A 21365-nucleotide genomic window follows, 5' to 3' on the forward strand; every position below is an offset into this window, starting at 1 on the left:
GCCTAAAGTTTCTGATTTCGATGGCTTGAAGAATGCGATTGCTGCTCCACACACAGCAGAGATCACGCTACGGCACGGCAACGGGGACGTTGTCGATCAACCGGACATCTCCCAACCAGACTGCCGCCAACAGGCGCGCTGGTCGAGCGAGGGCGTTCACCGGCGACAAATCGTCCTCATGGCGCAGTTCGAGATATTCGAACCGTGCCTCCGGGATGGATTTCAGCCGTACGGTCGCCGCCTCGAGCGTCTCTGTGATATCGGCGCCTGCGGCCAGACTTTCGGCTGCCTCGCGCAAAGCCGCCGCGATGGCCGAGGCATTCGATCGATCGCCAGCCGACAACCGCTCGTTTCGGGAAGAAAGAGCCAAACCGTCGGCATCCCGCACCGTCGGGCAGCCCACCACTTCTATCGGAATGTCGAGGTCCCGCGCCATGCGCCGCACCACGTGCAATTGCTGGAAATCCTTCTCGCCGAAGAACGCCCTGTCGGCACCGGCCTGAAGGAAAAGCTTGGAAACCACGGTCGCGACGCCATCGAAATGCCCCGTTCGTCCCGCACCGCAAAGGCCCTCCGAGACACCGGAGACCGACACCTTGGTCTGGAAGCCGGAGGGGTACATTTCAGCGGCGCTTGGCGCGTAAAGCACGTGCGCGCCAAGCGGTTTCAGCTTTTGCGCGTCGCTCTCCTCGGTGCGTGGGTAGGCGTCAAGGTCAGACGCATCGTTGAACTGCTTGGGATTGACGAAAAGCGTCACGATGACCCTGTCCGTTTCCGCCAATGCGCGACGCACCAGACTGAGATGGCCTTCATGGAGCGCGCCCATGGTCGGCACGACGCCGACGGTCCGGCCCTCCCGGCGCCAGGTCCCGACCTCTTCGCGCAGCTCAGCCACCGTCCTGATGATCTTCATGGCTCACTCCCCTTCTCGCCCAATCGGCAGATGCCACAAATTTGCGCGGATATCGACTGCCTCTTCCGGCCCCGACACCGGCTCAGCCCTTGCAGCCCAGTCGGATTGATTTGCATGCTACCCATAACGTCGGCGGCCGGTTACGGTGCGGCAAAAGCAGGCCGCATCCGGGACGAGACGCGGCGTTGATCGCCTGAAGGAGGAGCACGTCGTGTCCATGGTATTTTATGGCTATTTCCGATCGTCGGCAGCCTATCGCTGCCGCATCGCCTTCAATCTGAAGGGCCTCAGCCCTGAAAACCGCTACGTGCATCTGCGCAACCGTGGCGGCGAGCAGAAGATGCCGGCCTTTACCGCTCTCAACCCTCAGGGACTCGTACCGGCTCTGGAAATCGAGGGCGCCGTCCTCACGCAGTCGCTGGCCATCATCGAATGGCTGGAGGAAACGCACGACGGGCCAGCTCTTCTGCCGAGTGACCCACTGGAGCGCGCGGAGGTGCGCGCATTCGCGCAAGTCATCGCTTGCGACACTCACCCGCTGCAGAACCTGCGGGTGCTCGATTACCTGAAAGGCCCACTCGGGCTCAGCCAGGCGCAGGCGGACGACTGGTGTCGGGAGTGGATCGGGCGCGGGCTTTCAGCCTGCGAGGCCCTGCTGGAGCGCAGGGATACCGAAACCACCTTCTGTTTCGGCGAGACACCCGGGCTTGCCGACATCTGCCTGGTGCCGCAGATGTTTTCCGCGGCCCGCTTCGGCGTCGATCTCACTGCCATGCCGCGCCTTCGGGCGATCGAGCGGACTTGCAACGCGCTCGAGGCATTTGCGGATGCACATCCCTCGCGCCAACCCGACACCGAAGCCTGATCATAAAAAAATGCCGCGGCGCGAGCCACGGCATTTTCGTCTGCTGAAAGCACTGACCGATCAGGCCGAAGGCTGCTTCGTCTTGCGCAGATAGGGCAGCACGCGCTCGAACGAGCCGAAACGCTTTTCGGCATCCTCGTCGGAGACGCCGGCGGTGATGATGACATCCTCGCCCTGCTTCCACTGCGCCGGCGTTGCCACCTGGTGCTTGGCCGTCAGCTGGATGGAATCGATCGCCCGCAAAATCTCATCGAAGTTGCGGCCCGTCGTCATCGGATAGGTGAGGATCAGCTTTACCTTCTTGTCCGGCCCAATGACGAAAACCGAACGAACCGTCGCATTGTCGGCAGGCGTCCGGCCTTCGGAGCTGTCGCCAGCTTCTGCCGGCAGCATGTCGTAGAGCTTCGCGACCTTGAGGTCCTTGTCGCCGATCAGCGGGTACTCGACAGAGTGGCCGGTCGCGATCTTGATGTCTTCCTTCCACTTGCCGTGGCTTTCGACCGGATCGACCGAGATGCCGATGATCTTTGCATTGCGCTTCTCGAACTCGCCGGCGAGGCCCGCCATGTAGCCAAGCTCCGTGGTGCAGACCGGTGTGAAGTTCTTCGGGTGCGAAAAGAGAATGGCCCACCCGTCTCCGATCCACTCGTGAAAATTGATCGTCCCTTGAGTGGTTTCGGCGGTGAAATCGGGCGCCGTGTCGTTGATGCGAAGACCCATAGCCGTCTCCCTTTCGATTGGATTGTCCTGTTGCCCTAACATAATGATGCCGATCGCTCCTTGCGACCGACAGGCGCTCCAAACTTGGCCGTGCACCCAATCGGGCGTTCCGGCATCGGCACTATTCTTGAAAAATCATTCCGCCGGGGATTTGGGCAGCCCGCGCAAATCCTGCGACCACGGCAAGGCGGACCCGCACCAGATCTGCCTGGATGGCGCCAGCTCGGCACGCTGGACAAGCGTGCCTACCCGCAGCCCCAACGGGCTGTCTGCATTGTCTGCGTCTGCCGACCATAGCGGCGAGCCGCATGCCGCACAGAACGCCTGCTCGCGACGATTGCCGCTTTCGGCCATTTTCACGTAACGCTGAGGCTGGCCGCGCAACAGAGCAAAATCGGCCCGCCGCGTCGAGACCGAGATGCGATAAGCGGTGCCCGTCAGGCGCTGGCAGTCGGTGCAATGACAAATCGTGACGCGGTCGGGGTCGATCTCGGCCGTAAAGGCGATTGCTCCGCAATGACAGGTGCCGTCGACTTTCACCGCGTGTCTCCTCGATCAGATGGCGAGCTTTTCCGCGATCAGATTGGCCAGTCGTTCGGCCACCTCGTCCTTGTCCATATCCGGCCAGGGCTCCGTGCCTTCCGCCGTCAGGATATGAACTTTGTTGCGGGTGCCGCCCATGACGCCCGTCCCCGACCCGACATCGTTCGCGACGATGAGGTCGGCGCCCTTGCGGGCAAGCTTGGCGCGCCCGTTCTGTTCGACATCGTCGGTTTCCGCGGCAAATCCCACAACCAGTTTGGGTCGCTGTGCGTGGTGGCCGATCGTCTTCAGGATATCCGGGTTTTCGACCAGTTGCAGCGCAGGCGGGGCGGCATTCGCCTGCTTCTTGATCTTATGGCCCTCGTCGGTGACCGTGCGCCAATCGGCTACCGCTGCAACCATCACGGCGATATCGGCTGGCAATGCCGCTTCCACGGCTGTCATCATCTGGCGCGCCGTCTCGACATGGATCGTGTCGACACCCGCGGGATCCGCGATCGTCACGGGACCCGTGACAAGCGTGACGGAACAGCCGAGGCGGGCGAGCGCGGCGGCGATGGCATGGCCCTGCCGACCGCTGGAACGATTGGCAATATACCGGACGGGATCGATCGGTTCATGGGTCGGTCCGGATGTGACGATCGCATGCCGGCCGGTGAGCGGCTTGGGCGCTTCGTCCAGCAATGCTTCTGCGGCAGCCACGATGGCGAGCGGTTCACTCATGCGCCCGCGGCCCGCCTCCCCGCTTTCCGCCATCTCCCCGGTCTCGGGGCCGACGAAATGGATGCCGTCATTTCTCAGTTGCGCGACATTGCGCGACGTCGCCTTGTGGGTCCACATGGCAGGGTTCATGGCGGGAGCGAGCAAAACCTTGCGATGCGTCGCGAGCAGGACGGTCGATGCGAGATCGTTGGCCAATCCGGCGACCATCTTCGCCATCAGATCCGCCGTCGCAGGCGCGACGATGATCAGATCGCAGTCGCGTGCGAGCCGAATATGGCCCACATCCTGCTCGTCTTCACGCGAGAAGAGTTCGGTGAAGACCTTGTCCGCCGCCAGCGCTCCGACGGCCAGCGGCGTGATGAATTCGCAGGCGCCCGCGGTCATGATCGGTCGGACGGCAGCGCCGCGCTCGCGCAGACGGCGGATCAGATCGAGGCTCTTATAGGCCGCAATGCCGCCGCCGATGATGAGAAGAATGCGCTTGCCGTTCAACGCCATAGCTACCCGCCAGCTTCAATCCGCGGAAAGCGCGGATCGAACGTCGGTATGCCCGAAATCATCGCCCTTGAACAGAAGCGGCACGTTTCGAGCGCAGAACCGTCGATGACGAGGCTCATTGCTCTTCTATGTACGCCCAGAGAGCATCAAACTCGGCCTTTTGGTCGAAATCCGCTCGCGGACGGATGCCGAGTGCGAGAAGGTCCTCGACCCTCGGCTTCTTTCGCTGGCGCTCTCCGCGAACCGACTCGGTCAAAATCCGGCGCGCTTCTTCCTCTATGGATACGCCGTGGGCAGCTGCGCGTTCGCGCAGTGCCTGCTTCGTTTCCTCGTCCAGCTTGCGTACGGTCGGCACGCTCTAACCCCTGCAATCGAGATTACCACGCGTCGTCAAGCGCAAGCATGCTAGCACGATCAGCCGATCTGAAACGCGATCCACACCAGGGTCGCTGCGATGATCCAGAGCGCGACCCGTCCGCTTCGGCTGTGGCGGGCTTCTGCCCGGCCGATCGCTTCCGCCGTTTCGGCGTCGAACCGCAGGCCCTTTTCGGCCATTGCATCGATTTCCCGCGTCAGACGCTCGGTGCGGGCAGCGATCTCGGGCGCCTGCTCGGCCAGCTTGAAGGCGGCGCGCAATCCGTCGCGCGCGTCGCTGACGATGCGGGCCGGCCCAAGATTGCCTCGGATCCATTCGCCGACGACGGGCTCGGCGGCGCGCCACATATTGAACCGCGGATTGAGCGTGCGGGCGACACCCTCGACGACGACCATGGTCTTCTGCAGCATCACGAGTTCAGGCCGCGTCTGCATGTCGAAAAGTTCGGTCACCTCGAACAGAAGCGTCAGCAGCCGGGCCATGGAGATGGTTTCGGCAGACTGGCCGTGGATCGGCTCGCCGATGGCGCGGATGGCCTGCGCGAAACTCGCCACATCGTAGGATCGCGCCACATATCCCGCTTCGAAATGCACTTCTGCAACGCGCATGTAGTCCCGCGTGATGAAGCCGAAGAGAATTTCGGCCAGGAACCTGCGCTCCTTCTTGCCGAGCCTGCCGACGATCCCGAGGTCAACTGCAACGATCGTGCCGTCGGCTTCAACGAACAGATTGCCCTGGTGCATGTCGGCGTGGAAGAAGCCGTCCCGCAACGTGTGGCGCAGGAACGACTGGATCAGAACGTCGGCTAGATGGTCGAGGTCGTGGCCGGCATCGCGCAAAGCGTCCACCTGGGACATCTTGATGCCATCAATCCACTCCATCGTGATGACGTCGCGGCCGGTGCGCTCCCAGTCGACGGTCGGAACACGAAAACCGGGATCTTTCGCGATGTTCTCGCCAAGCTCGGAGAGCGCCGCCGCTTCCAGCCGCAGATCCATCTCGATGCGGGTCGTCTGCTCGAGAATCCGCGTCACCTCTATCGGGCGAAGCCGGCGGGTAAAGGGAATGTGGCGTTCCAGGAGTTCCGACACGAAATAGAAGGTCGCGAGGTCCCGGCGGAAGCGTCCGCGGACGCCGGGACGGGCAACCTTGACGGCAACCTTGTGTTCGGCGCCGTCCTGCAAGACGTAGGCCGGATGGACCTGCGCGATCGACGCGGCTGCGATCGGCGGCTCGATCCGCACATAGGCATCGTTTATCGGACGACCGATCGAAAGGGAGACGCTCTCCATCGCCTGCTCGAGCGGAAAAGTCTCCATCCGATCCTGGAGAAGCGCGAGATCGGCCGCGATGTCGGCACCGACGACATCGGGCCGGGTCGCCAGGAATTGACCGAGCTTGACGTAGGATGGACCGAGCCGAGCAACGGCGCGCGCCAGCCGGTCGCTGCGGCTTGCTTCCTTGGCCTTCGACCGCGCCAGATGGCGGGAAAAGCCGTGCAGGGTGCGCATCAGCGGCGGCAGATCATCGGCAGGCAAGGCCGCGATCACGCCTTCGCGCACGAACACCCAGCCGACACGGACCAGCTGCAGATAGGACGTGATATTGCCCATGCGGCTCAAAGCTTCCAGCCGGAATGCAAGGCCGCGATGCCGCCCGAATAATCGGTCCAGCGGACGCGATCGAAGCCTGCCTGCTCAATCATCCGCGCAAAATCTGCCTGACGCGGGAATTTGCGGATGGATTCGACCAGATACCGGTAGGGTTCGCCGTCACCTGCGATCGCCTTGCCGAGTGCCGGGATGCCATTGAAGGACCAGGCGTCGTAGACCTTGTCGAGGATCGGCATCTGGACCTCGGAGAATTCCAGGACCAGAAGCCTGCCGCCACGCTTCAGGACGCGATGCGCCTCGCCCAACGCCTTGGCGATATCGGGGACGTTTCGAATGCCGAAAGCGATCGTATAGGCGTCGAACTCAGCGTCGCCAAACGGCAGGTCCTCTGCGTTGGCTTCCACGAAATCGACGTTCTCGGACAGGTTTCGCTTCTCGGCGCGCTCCTGGCCGACGCCCAGCATCGATCCATTGATGTCGAGCACGGTTGCATGCGCCTGACGGTGCGAGGCGTCGACGATGCGGAAGGCGATATCGCCGGTGCCGCCGGCCACGTCGAGCACCTTGAAGCCGGCATGCCGCGGCGGGTTGAGCGCCGTCACCATCGCGTCCTTCCAGACGCGGTGCATGCCGGCCGACATCACATCGTTCATGATGTCGTAGCGCCGGGCCACCTGGTGGAAAACGGCATCGACCATGCCCTGTTTTTCGCCGCTGCCGACGGATTTGAATCCGAAGGAAGTATCCATGCCGCCTTGGGCCGTTGCGCGCTCATCGGACATGCAGTGTCTCAATCCTCGTTGCCATCGGCTTTGCCGCACTCGTCGCGAGGTCTTATATGGGCAATCATTCTGAAATCAAAAGCTTCGGCGCAGCTTGGCCGCGAAGCTCATCGAGAAAGCGCGGGGCGCTCAATGCCGGAATTGCCAGAAGTGGAAACGGTGCGGCGCGGCCTGGCGCCCGCCATGGAAGGCCGTACCATCGCACGTGTCGAGCAGCGGCGGCCCGATCTCCGGTTTCCGTTTCCCGAAAACTTCGCCGCACGTCTTCAAGGCCGCCGCATCATTTCGCTCGGGCGGCGGGCGAAATATCTGCTGATCGAACTCGACGACGACGCTGTCGTCGTCGCGCATCTCGGCATGTCGGGGTCGTTCCGGATGGAGGCACCCGGTGCCCATGATCCGGATAAGGACACGCCCGGCAATTTTCATCGCGCGCGCTCGCGCCTCACCCAGCACGATCACGTCGTCTTCCATCTGGCGGACGAAGGGGAGCCGCTCTCCGTCATCTATAATGACCCACGCCGGTTCGGCTTCATGACCCTGATCGAGCGCAAGGCGGACCTGCCGGTTCACCCCCACTTTCTGGGCCTCGGGCGCGAGCCGACCGGCAATGATCTCGATGCAGCCTATCTCGCGTCGCGCTTTGCGGGAAAGACGGCTCCGCTCAAGGCCGCGCTTCTCGACCAGCGTGTCATCGCGGGGCTCGGCAATATCTATGTGTGCGAGGCGCTGTGGCGTTCCCGCCTGTCGCCGCGCCGGGCCGCCGGTTCGCTTGTGACGTCGGGTGGCAAGCCGGGCAAACGGCTTGAGGCGCTGAGCGTCGCCATTCGCAACGTGATCGCCGATGCCATCGCTGCCGGCGGCTCGTCGTTGCGCGATTACATGCAGGCTGACGGGGCGCTCGGCTATTTCCAGCACAGCTTTTCCGTCTACGATCGCGAGGGCGAGCCTTGCCGTCGCGAGGCTTGTGGCGGTACGGTCCGCCGCATCGTCCAAAGCGGGCGATCGACATTCTTCTGCCCCAGCTGCCAGCGGTGATCCCGGGCGGGGCCTTCAAGAGCAAGGGAGGTTTCATGGCCTACGAAACGATCAAGGTGGAGACGCGCGATCGTGTGGCGATCGTGACTTTGAACAGGCCCGATGCCCTCAATGCTTTGAACTCCACCGTAATGACCGAGCTGATCGACGCAACCGAAGGCTTCGATCGCGATGCCGGCATCGGGGCGATCGTCATCACCGGTTCGGAAAAGGCCTTTGCCGCCGGTGCCGACATCAAGGAAATGCAATCGCTCACCTTCGTCGACAATTATCTCGGCGACTTCATCGGTGGCTGGGATGCCATTGCGCGCACCCGCAAGCCGAAGATCGCCGCCGTTTCGGGCTATGCGCTGGGCGGAGGCTGCGAACTGGCCATGCTCTGCGATTTCATCATCGCCTCCGATACCGCCAAATTCGGCCAGCCGGAGATCACGCTCGGGGTCATCCCTGGAATGGGCGGGACACAGCGCCTCACGCGCGCGGTCGGCAAGGCCAAGGCGATGGATCTGTGTTTGACCGGCCGCATGATGGACGCCGAAGAAGCCGAGCGCTCAGGGCTTGTCGCCCGGGTCGTGCCAGCCGGTGATCTTCTCGAGGTGGCGATCAAAGCCGCCCAGAAGATCGCATCCTTTCCGCTGCCGGCCGTGATGATGGCCAAGGAAACGGTCGACCGCGCCTTCGAAAGCACGCTCGGCGAGGGTTTGCGCTTCGAACGCCGGGTGTTCCACTCTCTGTTCGCGACAGAAGATCAGAAGGAAGGCATGGCGGCCTTTAGCGAAAAGCGGAAGCCCGTCTTCAAGAACCGCTAGCGGCCGATCGGGCGGGCGGCTATAAGCGCCTCGGAGAGACGTTTCCAACCGTCTCTCCTGCGTTTTGCGCGTTGACGCGTCCGATCATTCCAGCTATACGCGCCGCACGGATTTGGCAGACCATTGTGTGTCCGCCTGCTCATTTGCTCCCACTCTCGATGATGTCGAAACCTCCTGAGGTTTCTCCGCGGGCAGTGGCGGCACGGAACAAGTTTGTAAGAGAGGCATCGATGGCCAATACCACTTCGGCGAAAAAAGCGACCCGCAAGATGGCGCGCCGCACCCTGATCAACAAGTCGCGCCGCTCGCGCGTTCGCACCTACGTCCGCAAGGTCGAAGAAGCGATCGCTTCCGGCGATCTGCAGGCAGCTGCCGATGCTTTCAAGGCGGCACAGCCCGAGCTGATGCGCGCTGCGACCAAGGGCGTGATGCACAAGAATACGGCATCGCGGAAAGTCTCGCGCCTGGCGGCCCGGGTCAAGGCGATCAGCGCCTAATACGTCCCAGTTCCGGACATGATATGGTTAAGCCTGGCCGTGGCCGGGCTTTTCTGATTCAAGCTTTTCCGAAATGCCACAGTCGCTCGATCGCCCGTCACATCGCTGACACAAGCCTCATCAGCTGACACATTTTATCGTTTCAGAACAAAGAGTTACAAGAGGTAGCTCTTTGTACGCGACTTGTTCTCCCCGCCGCAATTTGGCCAAAAGCCGTCAAGCTCAATTTTATTTTTTTCTCGCCGCCTCTCATATTTTGCAGTGGATTTTTCGAAAAGCGCCTTGCTTCAACGCGTTACCGAAAACGCACTCCTTGCGGCCCTGATGCAGCCGGGCTGTCAAGCGGCCTACCGTTAAAACCGCGTAAATTCTCCGGTTGATATCTCTTAAGGAGACTGCCTTAATACCTTCCACAGGGGGCAGCCAATGAAGAGGTGATGGACCGCATGCGGACCGTTGCTGCCGACATTCAGGTGTCGCGTCAGGCTGTCTCTGCCACATCGTTATGGCGCGGCGTAATCGCGCAATCATTGTCTTGATGACGAGACTGGCGCGCGGATTTGAATCCGCGTGACACCTTTCTTGTTGTCCAATCGAAAGGCCACGGCGTCGGGGCGCTTGTGGGTCACAGCAGGGGGATATTCAGGGTATGCACAGATAGCGGGTCGACATGGCAAAAACCGGCTCTCCTTTGTTGCGAGGCGAAGGGACCGGAGCCGGTAGTCGGTACAGACGCGAGGCCGTACCGACTGATGCGAGTTTCGACATGTCAAAAGAGCGAAACCGCATCTGAAATGGCGCCATCCGATGGGCATGATGTCCGGGATGGGTGGGACAGGCGAACAGAAGTTAAAGGCGGCAAAATATGCAATCGACACCAGCGTCCGTCGCACAAGGCGGCGATTGGAATGCGCGCAAGGATGTGGAGGACACCAGTTCGTCCGACCTCAACCCGCAACAGCGGAACGAAGGCGATGAGATGGTCCATGATGCGCAGTTCGAACGGGTTCGCGCACGCCTCAAGGCGCAGCTCGGCCAGGAAATCTTTGCAAGTTGGTTCGGTCGTCTGAAGGTCGACTCCACGTCAAAGAGCGTCGTGCGGCTTTCCGTGCCGACCACGTTTCTCAAGTCATGGATCCAGAACCGTTATCTGGAGCTCATCTGCAAACTCTATCAAGAAGAGAATGCCGAGATCCTGCGCGTCGAGATCGTCGTGCGTTCCGCCACCCGGGCTTCACGTCCGATAATTGGGCAGAACACCGGAGAGGCCGCGGGCGCCGCGCAGATCGGCAATGCCATGAATCCGGTCCACATCCGCATTCCGTCGGCTGGTCCTGCACCTGCTTCGTCGCGCCGCCCTGCCCCAGGGTCCAATCCCGTGGTCGGTTCTCCGCTCGATGCCCGCTATACGTTTGAATCCTTCATCGAGGGGTCTTCGAACCGCGTGGCTCTTGCGGCGGCAAAGACGATCGCCGAGGCGGGCGCGGGCGCTGTGCGCTTCAATCCTCTCTTCGTTCATTCCAGCGTCGGGCTCGGAAAGACCCACCTGCTGCAGGCAATCGCATCGGCAGCTCTCGCCAGCCCGCGCAATCCGCGCGTGGTCTATCTGACGGCGGAATATTTCATGTGGCGGTTCGCCAGCGCCATTCGCGACAATGACGCGCTGTCTTTCAAGGACGCGTTGCGCAACATCGATCTCCTGATCATCGACGACATGCAGTTCCTGCAGGGCAAGTCGATCCAGAACGAGTTCTGCCATCTTCTCAACATGCTGCTCGACAGCGCCAAGCAGGTTGTCGTTGCCGCCGATCGGGCACCGTGGGAGCTGGAATCGCTGGACGCCCGCGTGCGCTCGCGCCTTCAGGGCGGGGTCGCCATCGAGATGGAAGGGCCTGATTACGAAATGCGCCTGGAAATCCTGCAGCAGCGGCTTGCCGCGGCGCAGGCAGAAGACCCATCCGTCGACATTCCGTTGCCGATCCTCGATCATGTGGCGCGCCACATCACCGCGAGCGGCCGCGAACTGGAAGGTGCCTTCAACCAGCTTCTCTTCCGTCGCTCCTTCGAGCCGAACCTCACGATCGAGCGGGTGGACGAGTTTCTTGGCCATCTGGTCAATGCCGGCGAGCCCAAGCGCGTCCGCATAGAAGACATTCAGAGGGTCGTTGCGCGCCACTACAATGTCTCGCGTCAGGAACTGGTTTCCAATCGCCGTACCCGCGTGATCGTCAAGCCGCGCCAGATCGCGATGTATCTGGCCAAGACGCTGACGCCGCGCTCGTTTCCGGAAATCGGCCGCCGCTTCGGCGGACGTGATCACACGACCGTTCTGCATGCCGTGCGCAAGATCGAAGATCTGATCGGAAAAGACACCAAGCTTTCCCATGAGGTCGAACTTCTGAAGCGTCTGATCAACGAATAGGCTACGCGCTGCCGCCCATTTTCGCCCGCATCGTACAAATCTGCGGACAGGCGGCAGCGTGACCGGAGCCCGGAGAGGGCGGCGGACGGCCGACAGCGGCATTCTGGCTCTTAACAGAGACCGATGCCGCTGCCGGTCGCCTGGTTATTCCAGGCTTTTTCCCCATGATCCACGCTCTTGAGGGGCGCGAGGGGGTCCCTTTGGCCTTGCGCTCAGCCGGCCGAATTGCCAAATTGCCGGTCCACATTTAAGCGAGCCTCCGAACAAGCGATCGCAGTAGGTCCGGCCAGTCGCGGTCGGAGAGGCTGGCCCGCCAGAACGCCCCAAGTAGGCTTGAGAAGACGAGAAACGGTCCCATGCGTGTCACGCTCGAACGGTCGAACCTCTTGAAGTCGCTGAACCACGTTCACCGCGTGGTGGAACGGCGCAACACGATCCCGATCCTGTCGAACGTGCTGCTGCGAGCGGAGGGCGCAAGCCTTTCCATGCGCGCGACGGATCTCGACCTCGAAATCACCGAAGCCGCTCCCGCCATGGTCGAGCAGGCCGGATCGACCACCGTTCCCGCCCATCTTCTCTACGACATCGTGCGCAAGCTGCCGGATGGCGCCGAGGTTTCGCTGTCGATGACGGGCGAAAAGGGACAGATGAGCGTCTCGTCGAGCCGCTCACGCTTTACGCTGCAGTGCCTGCCCGAGACGGATTTTCCGGATCTGACGGCCGGTGCCTTCAGTCACACGTTCCGCCTGCCCGCGGAGACGCTGCGTATGCTGATTGCGCGCACCCAGTTCGCGATCTCGACGGAAGAGACCCGCTACTATCTGAACGGCATCTACATGCACACGGTCGAGGATGGCGACAAGCTCAAGCTGCGCGCCGTCGCGACCGACGGTCACCGGCTGGCGCGGGCCGATATCATTGCGCCCTCGGGCGCCGAGGGCATGCCGGGCATCATCATTCCGCGCAAGACCGTGGGTGAGCTGCAGAAGCTGGTCGACGATCCGGAAGTCGTCGTCACCGTCGAGCTGTCCGATGCCAAAATCCGTTTTACGATCGGCTCGATCGTTTTGACCTCCAAGCTGATCGACGGCACCTTCCCGGACTATCAGCGCGTCATCCCCACCGGGAACGACAAGGAACTGACGATCGACTGCCAATCCTTCGCGCAGGCCGTCGACCGCGTGTCGACGATTTCATCGGAGCGCGGGCGCGCCGTCAAGCTCGCCATCCGCGATGGTCAGCTGGTGCTGACGGTGAACAACCCGGATTCCGGTAGCGCGACGGAAGAGCTGGCCGTCGGCTACGACAACGAGCCGATCGAGATCGGCTTCAATGCGAAATATCTTCTCGATATCACAAGCCAGCTCACCGGCACCGAAGCCGTGTTCATGCTGGCAGATCCCGGTTCGCCGACGCTTGTGCGCGAAACCAGCGATGACGACGCGCTCTACGTTCTGATGCCGATGCGGGTTTGACCGCGCCTTTCGAACGCCCCGAGGCGGCAAGGCTGATGCCGGAAAAAGTGGCCATCGGGCGTCTCAGCCTCACGGACTTTCGCAATTATCGCGAACTGACGCTTCGCTTCGCCGGCAAGCATGTCGTCTTCACCGGTAACAACGGTGCCGGCAAGACGAACCTCATCGAAGCGATTTCGCTCCTTTCGCCCGGCCGCGGCATGCGGCGCATCGTCTATTCGGAAGCCGCGCGCGAAGGATCGGCCGGCGGTTTCACACTGTTTGCCGAAGTCGAGGGCATGGCAGGTCCTGCCACCATCGGCACCACGGCTGGTGATGACGCGGAAGGCGGCCAGCGCCGCGTCCGCATCAATGGGGCAGCCGCGCGCACCAACGAGGCGCTGCTCGACCATCTTCGGATCACCTGGCTGACGCCGGCGATGGACGGGCTCTTCACCGGGCCCGCAGGGGATCGCAGGCGGTTTCTCGACCGCATGGTTCTCGCCGTCGATCCGGGTCACGGCCGGCGGGTTGCGGATTACGAAAAAGCCATGCGCGGACGCAACAGGCTACTTTCGGAGGGCCGGCTCGATCGCGCCTGGCTGGAAGGCATCGAGGCACAGGTGGCCGAGCTTGCCGTGGCGATCGCCGTTGCCCGGCAGGATTTCGTGCGGCTGCTCACGGTTCTTCTGGAACGCGCGCCGAGTGAAGCCGCCAGCCGCTTTCCCAAGGCAGCAATCAAGCTCACGGGTTTCATGGACGACCAGCAGGGCCTCGCGGCCAGCGACATGGAAGCGCGCTTTGCCGCGTCGCTCGCGGAATCCCGCTGGCGAGACGAAGCGGCGGGGCGGATGCTGGAAGGTCCGCACCGGCAGGATCTCGAGGTGGTACATGCGGAGAAATCGATGCCCGCAGCACAATCCTCGACCGGCGAACAGAAGGCGCTGCTGGTGGGTCTCGTTCTTGCCCACGCCCGGCTCGTCGGCGACCTGACGGGAGCCGCGCCGATCCTGCTGCTCGACGAGATCGCCGCGCATCTCGATCCAACGCGCCGCGCCGCGCTCTTCAGCATCATCGACGATCTGGGTGGCCAGGCTTTCATGACGGGCACGGATGCCGCTCTATTTTCCGCCTTGGAGGGACGCGCGCAATTCCTTAGCGTGAATGCCGGCACAGTGACGGAGACCGTTTTCGATGGCTGAACCCGCGCCGCCTCCCCTTTCGCCGGACGAAATTCAACGCTATGCGCGCCACATCGTGCTTCCCGAAGTGGGCGGGCCGGGCCAGCAGAAACTGAAGGCCGCTCGGGTCCTCGTGATCGGCGCCGGCGGTCTGGGTGCTCCCGTCATCGCCTATCTGGCTGCTGCGGGTGTCGGCACGATCGGCATCGTCGACGACGACACGGTTTCCCTTTCGAACCTCCAGCGTCAGGTCATCCACCGCACCGCGTCCATCGGCATGGCAAAGACGGAAAGCGCTGCGCAATCCGTCCAGGCGCTCAACGAACACGTCGAGATCGTCCAGCACCAGACGCGGCTCGATGATGGCAACGCGCGCGCGCTTTTAGCCGGCTATCATCTCGTCATCGACGGTTCGGACAATTTCGAGACCCGCTATCTCGCGGCCGACACGGCCTTGGATATGAAGATCCCTTTGGTGACGGGCGCGGTCGGGCGTTTCGATGGGTCGCTCACGGTCATCCTGCCCGAAGGCGTCGACGCAGAGGGCCGGCCTCACCCGAATTTCCGCGATCTTTTCCCCGAGCCGCCTCCGGCGGGCCTCGTGCCCTCCTGCGCTGAAGCCGGCGTCGTCGGGGCCCTCACCGGCGTGATCGGCACGCTGCAAGCCATGGAAGCGATCAAGTTGATCACCGGGATCGGCGAGCCGCTTGTCGGACGTCTGCTGCTTTATGATGCGCTCGGCGCACGCTTCGATGTGATGCGCTACCGAAAAGCAAAAGAAGCTTAGCCGGCTTTCTCCAGGAAATCGGCGCTGGCGAATGCCATGATGGCGTCGAGCATCAACCCGTCATCGTCGCCCTTCATGCGGCTATGGAGCGCCTGACGCGACATCTTGAAGACCGAGCCGTCCTGCTGCTTGCTCGGATCGAGCCGCTTGAAGCCCATCTGCCACTGCGAGAAGGCCCGCTTTTCGGCGTTGCGCTCGACGAGCACCATGAAATTGCGATGACGCGGGTCTCTCCGGATCACACGCGCGACCTCGCCGACCGTCGCCCGGTCCCCTTCGAGAACCTGGATGAAGGTGTCGTCGGCGTAGAGCAGGACGCCGGTCACATCGCGCGTTTCATTGTTTCGGCGGGAGGAGGCAAGGATATCGTCGAGATCGCTTGGGCTGATCGGACGCGTGGCACCGCTTACGTAAAGCAGTTGGAAGATCGACACGCAGGGTTCTCCGGATGCTCTTGGGAAGGAGCATCCGGTATAACCCACAAGCGTTACTCGACCCTTAAGTCATTATATTAGAAGTACTTTTATCAGAAATACTGAGAATAACTTCAGGCGGCGATGCCGATTTGGTATTCCTTGATCGCGTCGAACTTGATCGCCTTCCAGCGTTCTGCCTCGTAATTCAATGAAAACCCGTCGGACGCCAGGAACACGGGATCGCCGTCGAGATCACGGGCAATGTCGCCACGCTTGACGGTGACGAAGCGTTCGAGCTCGGCCTTGTCCGCCGACGATATCCAGCGGCAGACATTGAACCGCGCGAGTTCGAAGGACACCGGAAGACCGTATTCGGCTTCCAGGCGCGCCTTCAGAACGTCAAGCTGCAGGGCACCGACGACGCCGACGAGCGGTGGCGACCCATCTTCCGGCTGGAAGAGCTGCACGACGCCCTCCTCGGCCATCTGCGCCAGCGCTTCCTTCATCTTCTTCGCCTTCATCGCATCTTCGAGTCGCACACGGCGCAGGATCTCAGGCGCAAAATTCGGCACGCCCTTGAAGACGAGGTGCTCGCCATCGGTCAGCGTGTCGCCGATCCGCAGCGTGCCATGGTTCGGAATGCCGACCACGTCGCCGGCATAGGCTGTGTCGGCAAGCTGGCGCTGGTGGGCAAAGAAGAATTGCGGCGCCGAAAGCGACATCGGCTTTCCGGTGCGGGCAAGCCTAGCTTTCATGCCGCGCTGCAGGCGGCCGGAGCACACGCGCACGAATGCAATGCGGTCGCGGTGGTTGGGATCCATATTGGCCTGGATCTTGAAGACGAAGGCCGACATCTTTTCGTCGGTGGCCGCGACTTTCCTCGTGTCGGCGATCTGGTCGCGCGGGGGCGGCGCGTAGCGGCCGAGCGCATTGATCAGGTCGCGAACGCCGAAATTACGCAGCGCGGAGCCGAAATAGACGGGCGTCAGATGGCCTTCGAGGAAGGCTTGGCTGTCGAACGGCCGGCAGGCTTCCATGGCGAGCGCGCATTCCTCGATGAAGGCCGCACGTTCGTTTTCGGGCAGAAGGCCGGCGACCGCATCGGACTCAGGCCCATTCACCGGCGTCGTGTGTTCCTCGACGTCGCTGCGGCGAATGGTGTTGTCGGCGAGATGATAGGTTCCCGAGAAACTTTTGGCGCGACCGATCGGCCAGGTCATGGGGGCCGTATCGAGCGCCAGCTTCTGCTCGACCTCGTCGAGGATTTCGAACGGGTCGCGGCTTTCGCGGTCCATCTTGTTGATGAAGGTCACGATCGGAATGTCGCGCAAGCGGCAGACCTCGAACAGCTTCAATGTTCGCGGCTCGATGCCCTTAGCCGCGTCGATGACCATGATGGCGGCATCGACAGCGGTCAGCGTGCGATAGGTGTCGTCGGCGAAGTCCTCGTGGCCCGGCGTGTCGAGCAGGTTGAAGACGTGGTCGCCATATTCGAAGGTCATCACCGAGGTGACGACCGAGATGCCGCGTTCGCGCTCGATCTTCATCCAGTCGGATCGCGTGTTCATACGGTCCTTCTTGGCCTTGACCTCGCCGGCAAGCTGGATCGCGCCCCCGAACAGCAGCAGCTTCTCGGTCAGCGTGGTCTTGCCCGCGTCGGGGTGCGAGATGATCGCGAAAGTGCGGCGCCGTGCCACTTCGGCGGCCAGTGGTTCGCTCATGGTGTGGATATCCTGTTGTTGCGCGGTTTCTAGCCGTTCCGCCCGCGTCTTTCAATTGACCGTGACGCGTGGCTTGCGGCAAATGCGGCGATGACGACCCCAGCGACGACCGATGACCCCATCCTTGGCTTGATCCGCCTTCCCCACGGCGAAGGGCTTGCCCTGCCCGGCTACCAGACCGACGGCGCCGCCGGCATGGATCTGCGCGCGGCCGTTGAAGCGGACAAGCCCCGCATGCTCGCCCCCGGCGCACGAATGCTCGTGCCCACCGGCTTCATTTTCGAAATACCCGTGGGCTACGAGGTACAGATACGGCCGCGATCCGGGCTCGCCTATAAAAATGGGGTGACCTGCCTCAATACACCAGGGACGATCGACTGGGATTATCGCGGCGAGGTGCAGGTGCTGCTGATCAACCATGGCGATGCGCCCTTCGAGATCACCCGCGGCTTGCGCATTGCGCAGATGGTGATCGCCCCGGTCGTGCGCGCCGCCGTCGAGGAGCGGCAGCAGGCCGCGGAAACCTCGCGCGGCGCCGGAGGCTTCGGTTCCACGGGTACTGGATAGGCTGTGGATAACCACTGGAAAACCTGTGGGTCGATCGTGGACGAACGACCGACGCCGTTCTGCTAATGTTCAGACGACCAAGACCAGCGCCGCGACACCGCAAACGATCAACGCGCAGCCGGCGAGTTCCATCCGCGTGATGGTTTCCTTGAAGATGAAGACCGACGCAGCGAAGGTGAACAGCATCTCCACCTGTGCCACCGCCTTGACGTAGGCCGCTTGCTGCAGCGTCATCGCGGTAAACCAGCCGAAGGATGCCGTTGCACCCGCCAAACCCACCAGAAGCGCGGGTTTCCAGGCCTTTCGGATGCGCGCGAATTCCTCCGGCTCGCGCAGCGCCATCCAGATCGACATCACGACTGTCTGGAAAACGACCGCGACGGCGAGCGTCGTGCCGGCCTGAATCACCGCATGCGGGCCGCCGAGCGAAACGGACGCCGCGCGGTAGGACACGCCCGAGACGCCGAACAGCGTACCCGAGGCGAGGCCGATGAGCGCCGTGCGGCTGGTGACCGACAGCAAAAGCGCCTTTGTGGAAAACGCCGTGCGCGCCACCGAGATCAGCATGACGCCGAAGACCGAAATCGCGATCGCAATCAGCGTTCCGAGCGTGACGAGTTCGCCCAGGAACAGCAACCCGAACAAGGCCGCCTGGGCCGGCTCGGTCCGCGAATAGGCTGTGCCGACCGTGAAGTTACGAAACGAGAAGAGATGGACGAGCAGTGCCTGTGCGAGGATCTGCGCGATGGACGCGAGAACCACCCAGAGGAAGAAGGTGGGGTGGACCTGTGGGATCGGGAGATTGAGCGCGGCGACCGCAATCGCCAGGAACAACAGTGCGAAGGGCACGCCGAAGCCGAAGCGCACGAAGGTTGCCCCCGTCGTGCCCATCGCGCCCTTGAGATATTTCTGAAGCGCCGAACGGATATTCTGGACGAATGCCGCGGCGAAAGTGATTGCGACCCAAAGTTCCATGTTGGTGGCGTTAGCACGAAGCAATCGCGCTCGGTAGCATCCCCGCTCGGAGAATGATGGCTTTGGCGCCTGCCAATCACCATATTCGGGGTTCTTCCTGTTTCTTTACACCCGGTATGGCATAAAGCGGCGATGGCACCGAAGAATCACACACCTAAACCCGACGATTTCACGCATATCCGCGATTGGGTCTTCGATCTCGACAACACGCTTTACCCGCGCCACACAGATCTGTTCTCGCAGATCGATGCGCGGATGACCGACTTCGTGGCAGAGCTGCTGCAGTTGCCTTCGGACGAAGCGCGCGTGCTGCAGAAGCAATATTACCGCGATCACGGCACCACGCTGAAAGGCTTGATGACCGAGCACCAGATCGACCCGAACGCGTTTCTGGAACGGGTGCACGACATCGATTATTCTTGGGTGAAACCGGATCCGGCGCTCGGCGAAGCGATCAAGTCGCTTCCCGGCCGCAAGTTCATCTTCACCAATGGCGACACGCGCCATGCGCAGCGCACCGCCAAGGCGCTCGGCATTCTCGATCATTTCGACGACATCTTCGACATCGTCGCAGCCGACCTGATGCCGAAGCCGGCCGCCGCCACCTATGACAAGTTCATGGGGCTGCACCGCATCGAGGCGGACCGTGCCGTGATGTTCGAGGACCTGCCCAGGAACCTCACCGTGCCCAAGGCTGTCGGCATGAAGACCGTCCTGATCGTGCCGAACAACATGGAAGGTCCGCTCGGCGACGTCTGGGAGCACGAGGGCTATGACGGCGACCATATCGACTACGTGACCGACGATCTGGCTGCGTTCCTCAAAGCGGCACAGCGCCAGTTGGAGCCGGGCGAATAACGCCCGGCTTGATTATGTTTCAGTCTTAATGCTGGTGCTCTTGCGAGCCGCCCGCTTCCCGGCTACCGGCAGGCAATACGAGCAGATCAAGCGTCACTTCGCCGGCATTCTCGAACTCGAGCGTGACCGATACGGTTTCGCCTTCGACGAAGCCTTCCGACAGATCCTGGAACATCAAGTGATAGCCACCCGGTTCCAGCGCGATGCTTTCGCCTGCGGGAATGGCGATGCCGTCATCCAGCCTGCGCATCGTCATGACGTCGTTCTCGACTGCCATTTCGTGGATTTCCGAGCGCTCGGTCACCGGTGAGGTCACGGCGACCAGGCGGTCGTCGTCGCTTCCCGCATTTTGCACCACCAGATAGCCGCCGCCGACACGCTGGTTCGGCAGCGTCGCGCGGGTCCAGTAACCCGAGATCGTCAGGTCGCCGACCGTCACCGGCTCGGCTTCGGCGCTCATGGCAGCATCGCCGCCATGGGCGTGGTCGCCATGGGCATGGGCTGCGTGGCCATGCGCGTGCTCGCCGCCTTCCGCTTCTGCGGCCACGACGGTCAGCGCCGGTGCAGGATAGTCGAGGCTGTGCGGGTCGACGCCTTCATCGGCAATTTCGACCCAGGCGACTTCTCCGTCGGCGCAGAGCTGCGTGGTCGGGAAGTTGAGGACGGCGCCGGGTTCGACGTTGGAGATGCCGCCGACAACGACGAATTCATCGTAGTGGCCTTCCTGCAGATCACCGCCCGACCATGTCACGGAGCGCACGCCGGAGGTGACTTCGCGGCCGTGCAGATCGTGCGGCTCGGCATAGTCGCCGGTTTCGGTTTCAAGCGTCCAACCGGCCTTCGGCATGGGCTTGGCGTCGATGAAGCCTTCCGGCAGGCCGATCGTCACCGTATGCGTCGCCTGGCCGTCGCAGCCGTGCGGAATGCGCATGACGGCCTTGAAGGAACCGGGCTGGGCCTCTGCCCGCTCGAGCGAAGCGTGGGCGGACGCGTAGGAGATGGGGAATACGGAAAGCGAGGCGAGCATGGTGCCGCCCAGTACGGATGCATGAATGCGCATTTGAATGCCTTTTTCAGATCTAGGAATGCCAGAGGGTCGACCACTTTGTGGTCGCATCGGATCAGATCGAAAAAGGCGGTCCTTGGCCGGGAGGCCCGAAACTGCGGTCCGGGCCAGGAAAGACTGTGACCGACAGGGGTGCGGCACTACCTGCCGCTTGCGGCTGGCCGATGCGTCCAATCTCCGGCTGGGATGGTTCCGGCATAGCCGTCAGCGCGCAGAGTGCGGTGCAGACGCAGTGGTCGATGGCCGACGAGGCGCCGTCACCATCGGTCGCCTCCGCCGGATCGAACGGTCCGTGGACGGTGCAGATGACGCCGGACGTTTCGCCTGCGGCGGCATGCGCCTCGACGAAAGGCTGCAGGAACGGCAGCGCCAGAACGAGCAACGCCACCCGCGCGAACAGCGAGATCTCGCTGCGCAGGCCGACGATCAACCCTTCGTGCCGCCGTTTCCTCATGGCTGCACCTCTTAACGGCTTCGGCCGACAGCGCCAAACGACAAATTGCAGCAGGCCCGGTGCATTGCGCTCCTTGCCACAATCGTG

Annotated in this window: 22 protein-coding genes; 10 read left to right on the plus strand and 12 right to left on the minus strand. The window is 62.5% G+C overall.

The genetic code is table 11. The annotated features are described in order from the left end of the window. Positions 1-67 precede the first annotated feature (67 nt). Positions 68-913: a pantoate--beta-alanine ligase gene (panC, locus tag GC125_RS17135; RefSeq protein ID WP_151986756.1), complete on the minus strand. Its 846-nt coding sequence runs from the start codon at positions 911-913 to the stop codon at positions 68-70. Positions 914-1130: 217 nt separating this feature from the next. Here panC and maiA point away from each other — a divergent pair, with 217 nt between their 5' ends. After that, complete coding sequence (gene maiA, locus GC125_RS17140) at positions 1131-1778, plus strand: maleylacetoacetate isomerase (protein ID WP_151988038.1); 648 nt, start codon at positions 1131-1133, stop codon at positions 1776-1778. Between the two features lie 60 nt (positions 1779-1838). Here the strand turns inward: maiA and GC125_RS17145 are convergent, their stop codons facing one another. The 6 genes from GC125_RS17145 to ubiE all read right to left on the minus strand — a co-directional run bounded on the left by GC125_RS17145 (position 1839) and on the right by ubiE (position 7033). Beyond that, positions 1839-2498 (minus strand): peroxiredoxin, encoded by a 660-nt coding sequence (locus GC125_RS17145; RefSeq protein WP_151986757.1) that lies wholly within the window; start codon positions 2496-2498, stop codon positions 1839-1841. Positions 2499-2633: 135 nt separating this feature from the next. After that, on the minus strand, positions 2634-3038 hold the full coding sequence (locus GC125_RS17150) for a GFA family protein (protein WP_151986758.1): 405 nt from the start codon (positions 3036-3038) through the stop codon (positions 2634-2636). A gap of 15 nt (positions 3039-3053) precedes the next feature. Next, the gene (coaBC, locus tag GC125_RS17155; protein WP_151986759.1) at positions 3054-4262 is read right to left on the minus strand and encodes a bifunctional phosphopantothenoylcysteine decarboxylase/phosphopantothenate--cysteine ligase CoaBC; all 1209 of its coding nucleotides are present in this window, start codon (positions 4260-4262) and stop codon (positions 3054-3056) included. A gap of 115 nt (positions 4263-4377) precedes the next feature. After that, positions 4378-4617: a FitA-like ribbon-helix-helix domain-containing protein gene (locus tag GC125_RS17160; protein WP_151986760.1), complete on the minus strand. Its 240-nt coding sequence runs from the start codon at positions 4615-4617 to the stop codon at positions 4378-4380. 59 nt (positions 4618-4676) lie between these two features. After that, complete coding sequence (gene ubiB / locus GC125_RS17165; RefSeq protein WP_151986761.1) at positions 4677-6251, minus strand: 2-polyprenylphenol 6-hydroxylase; 1575 nt, start codon at positions 6249-6251, stop codon at positions 4677-4679. A 5-nt stretch (positions 6252-6256) separates the two neighbouring features. Beyond that, positions 6257-7033: a bifunctional demethylmenaquinone methyltransferase/2-methoxy-6-polyprenyl-1,4-benzoquinol methylase UbiE gene (gene ubiE, locus GC125_RS17170; protein WP_151986762.1), complete on the minus strand. Its 777-nt coding sequence runs from the start codon at positions 7031-7033 to the stop codon at positions 6257-6259. 132 nt (positions 7034-7165) lie between these two features. Here ubiE and mutM point away from each other — a divergent pair, with 132 nt between their 5' ends. From mutM to GC125_RS17205, 7 genes are all read left to right on the plus strand, one after another. Further along, positions 7166-8071 carry a bifunctional DNA-formamidopyrimidine glycosylase/DNA-(apurinic or apyrimidinic site) lyase gene (gene mutM, locus GC125_RS17175; protein ID WP_151986763.1) on the plus strand — a complete coding sequence of 302 codons (906 nt, stop codon included), beginning with the start codon at positions 7166-7168 and terminating at the stop codon, positions 8069-8071. 35 nt (positions 8072-8106) lie between these two features. Beyond that, a complete protein-coding gene (locus GC125_RS17180; protein WP_151986764.1) occupies positions 8107-8880 on the plus strand; it encodes an enoyl-CoA hydratase in 774 nt (257 codons plus the stop codon). 230 nt (positions 8881-9110) lie between these two features. Beyond that, on the plus strand, positions 9111-9377 hold the full coding sequence (gene rpsT / locus GC125_RS17185; RefSeq protein WP_151986765.1) for a 30S ribosomal protein S20: 267 nt from the start codon (positions 9111-9113) through the stop codon (positions 9375-9377). Between the two features lie 979 nt (positions 9378-10356). Continuing rightward, positions 10357-11799, plus strand: coding sequence for a chromosomal replication initiator protein DnaA (gene dnaA, locus GC125_RS17190; RefSeq protein ID WP_502706110.1), 1443 nt, complete (start codon positions 10357-10359; stop codon positions 11797-11799). A gap of 356 nt (positions 11800-12155) precedes the next feature. Then, positions 12156-13274 carry a DNA polymerase III subunit beta gene (gene dnaN, locus GC125_RS17195; RefSeq protein ID WP_151986767.1) on the plus strand — a complete coding sequence of 373 codons (1119 nt, stop codon included), beginning with the start codon at positions 12156-12158 and terminating at the stop codon, positions 13272-13274. Positions 13275-13309: 35 nt separating this feature from the next. After that, the gene (gene recF / locus GC125_RS17200; RefSeq protein ID WP_151986768.1) at positions 13310-14455 is read left to right on the plus strand and encodes a DNA replication/repair protein RecF; all 1146 of its coding nucleotides are present in this window, start codon (positions 13310-13312) and stop codon (positions 14453-14455) included. Further along, positions 14448-15221, plus strand: coding sequence for a molybdopterin-synthase adenylyltransferase MoeB (locus GC125_RS17205; protein ID WP_151986769.1), 774 nt, complete (start codon positions 14448-14450; stop codon positions 15219-15221). The genes recF and GC125_RS17205 overlap by 8 nt, the downstream gene beginning before the upstream one ends. On the opposite strand, the gene GC125_RS17210 is transcribed toward GC125_RS17205, so the two are convergent. Beyond that, positions 15218-15655 carry a BLUF domain-containing protein gene (locus tag GC125_RS17210; RefSeq protein ID WP_199864626.1) on the minus strand — a complete coding sequence of 146 codons (438 nt, stop codon included), beginning with the start codon at positions 15653-15655 and terminating at the stop codon, positions 15218-15220. The genes GC125_RS17205 and GC125_RS17210 overlap by 4 nt on opposite strands. 113 nt (positions 15656-15768) lie before the next feature. Further along, a complete protein-coding gene (locus GC125_RS17215; RefSeq protein ID WP_151986771.1) occupies positions 15769-17358 on the minus strand; it encodes a peptide chain release factor 3 in 1590 nt (529 codons plus the stop codon). Between the two features lie 90 nt (positions 17359-17448). On the opposite strand from GC125_RS17215, the gene dut reads away from it, so the two are divergent. After that, a complete protein-coding gene (gene dut / locus GC125_RS17220) occupies positions 17449-17925 on the plus strand; it encodes a dUTP diphosphatase (RefSeq protein WP_151986772.1) in 477 nt (158 codons plus the stop codon). A gap of 69 nt (positions 17926-17994) precedes the next feature. Here dut and GC125_RS17225 read toward each other — a convergent pair whose 3' ends face one another. After that, complete coding sequence (locus GC125_RS17225) at positions 17995-18900, minus strand: EamA family transporter (RefSeq protein ID WP_151986773.1); 906 nt, start codon at positions 18898-18900, stop codon at positions 17995-17997. Positions 18901-19032: 132 nt separating this feature from the next. Here GC125_RS17225 and GC125_RS17230 point away from each other — a divergent pair, with 132 nt between their 5' ends. Then, positions 19033-19758 (plus strand): pyrimidine 5'-nucleotidase, encoded by a 726-nt coding sequence (locus GC125_RS17230; protein ID WP_151986774.1) that lies wholly within the window; start codon positions 19033-19035, stop codon positions 19756-19758. A gap of 25 nt (positions 19759-19783) precedes the next feature. Here the strand turns inward: GC125_RS17230 and GC125_RS17235 are convergent, their stop codons facing one another. Both GC125_RS17235 and GC125_RS17240 read right to left on the minus strand, forming a co-directional pair. Next, complete coding sequence (locus GC125_RS17235; RefSeq protein ID WP_151986775.1) at positions 19784-20818, minus strand: DUF1775 domain-containing protein; 1035 nt, start codon at positions 20816-20818, stop codon at positions 19784-19786. 61 nt (positions 20819-20879) lie between these two features. Beyond that, the gene (locus tag GC125_RS17240) at positions 20880-21278 is read right to left on the minus strand and encodes a hypothetical protein (protein WP_151986776.1); all 399 of its coding nucleotides are present in this window, start codon (positions 21276-21278) and stop codon (positions 20880-20882) included. Positions 21279-21365 lie beyond the last annotated feature (87 nt).

This window comes from Rhizobium sp. EC-SD404, assembly GCF_902498825.1.
GTDB lineage: Bacteria > Pseudomonadota > Alphaproteobacteria > Rhizobiales > Rhizobiaceae > Georhizobium.

What these genes read in the sequence shown, in the direction of transcription:
- GC125_RS17240 (WP_151986776.1), bottom strand. Translation starts at nt 21,278, where the DNA reads ATGAGGAAACGGCGGCACGAAGGGTTGATCGTCGGCCTGCGCAGCGAG.
- dut (WP_151986772.1), top strand. Translation starts at nt 17,449, where the DNA reads ATGACGACCCCAGCGACGACCGATGACCCCATCCTTGGCTTGATCCGC.
- recF (WP_151986768.1), top strand. Translation starts at nt 13,310, where the DNA reads ATGCCGGAAAAAGTGGCCATCGGGCGTCTCAGCCTCACGGACTTTCGC.
- GC125_RS17215 (WP_151986771.1), bottom strand. Translation starts at nt 17,358, where the DNA reads ATGAGCGAACCACTGGCCGCCGAAGTGGCACGGCGCCGCACTTTCGCG.
- GC125_RS17205 (WP_151986769.1), top strand. Translation starts at nt 14,448, where the DNA reads ATGGCTGAACCCGCGCCGCCTCCCCTTTCGCCGGACGAAATTCAACGC.
- GC125_RS17230 (WP_151986774.1), top strand. Translation starts at nt 19,033, where the DNA reads ATGGCACCGAAGAATCACACACCTAAACCCGACGATTTCACGCATATC.
- GC125_RS17235 (WP_151986775.1), bottom strand. Translation starts at nt 20,818, where the DNA reads ATGCGCATTCATGCATCCGTACTGGGCGGCACCATGCTCGCCTCGCTT.
- ubiE (WP_151986762.1), bottom strand. Translation starts at nt 7,033, where the DNA reads ATGTCCGATGAGCGCGCAACGGCCCAAGGCGGCATGGATACTTCCTTC.
- mutM (WP_151986763.1), top strand. Translation starts at nt 7,166, where the DNA reads ATGCCGGAATTGCCAGAAGTGGAAACGGTGCGGCGCGGCCTGGCGCCC.
- panC (WP_151986756.1), bottom strand. Translation starts at nt 913, where the DNA reads ATGAAGATCATCAGGACGGTGGCTGAGCTGCGCGAAGAGGTCGGGACC.
- maiA (WP_151988038.1), top strand. Translation starts at nt 1,131, where the DNA reads ATGGTATTTTATGGCTATTTCCGATCGTCGGCAGCCTATCGCTGCCGC.
- GC125_RS17225 (WP_151986773.1), bottom strand. Translation starts at nt 18,900, where the DNA reads ATGGAACTTTGGGTCGCAATCACTTTCGCCGCGGCATTCGTCCAGAAT.
- GC125_RS17180 (WP_151986764.1), top strand. Translation starts at nt 8,107, where the DNA reads ATGGCCTACGAAACGATCAAGGTGGAGACGCGCGATCGTGTGGCGATC.
- dnaN (WP_151986767.1), top strand. Translation starts at nt 12,156, where the DNA reads ATGCGTGTCACGCTCGAACGGTCGAACCTCTTGAAGTCGCTGAACCAC.
- ubiB (WP_151986761.1), bottom strand. Translation starts at nt 6,251, where the DNA reads ATGGGCAATATCACGTCCTATCTGCAGCTGGTCCGTGTCGGCTGGGTG.
- rpsT (WP_151986765.1), top strand. Translation starts at nt 9,111, where the DNA reads ATGGCCAATACCACTTCGGCGAAAAAAGCGACCCGCAAGATGGCGCGC.
- dnaA (WP_502706110.1), top strand. Translation starts at nt 10,357, where the DNA reads ATGGTCCATGATGCGCAGTTCGAACGGGTTCGCGCACGCCTCAAGGCG.
- GC125_RS17145 (WP_151986757.1), bottom strand. Translation starts at nt 2,498, where the DNA reads ATGGGTCTTCGCATCAACGACACGGCGCCCGATTTCACCGCCGAAACC.
- coaBC (WP_151986759.1), bottom strand. Translation starts at nt 4,262, where the DNA reads ATGGCGTTGAACGGCAAGCGCATTCTTCTCATCATCGGCGGCGGCATT.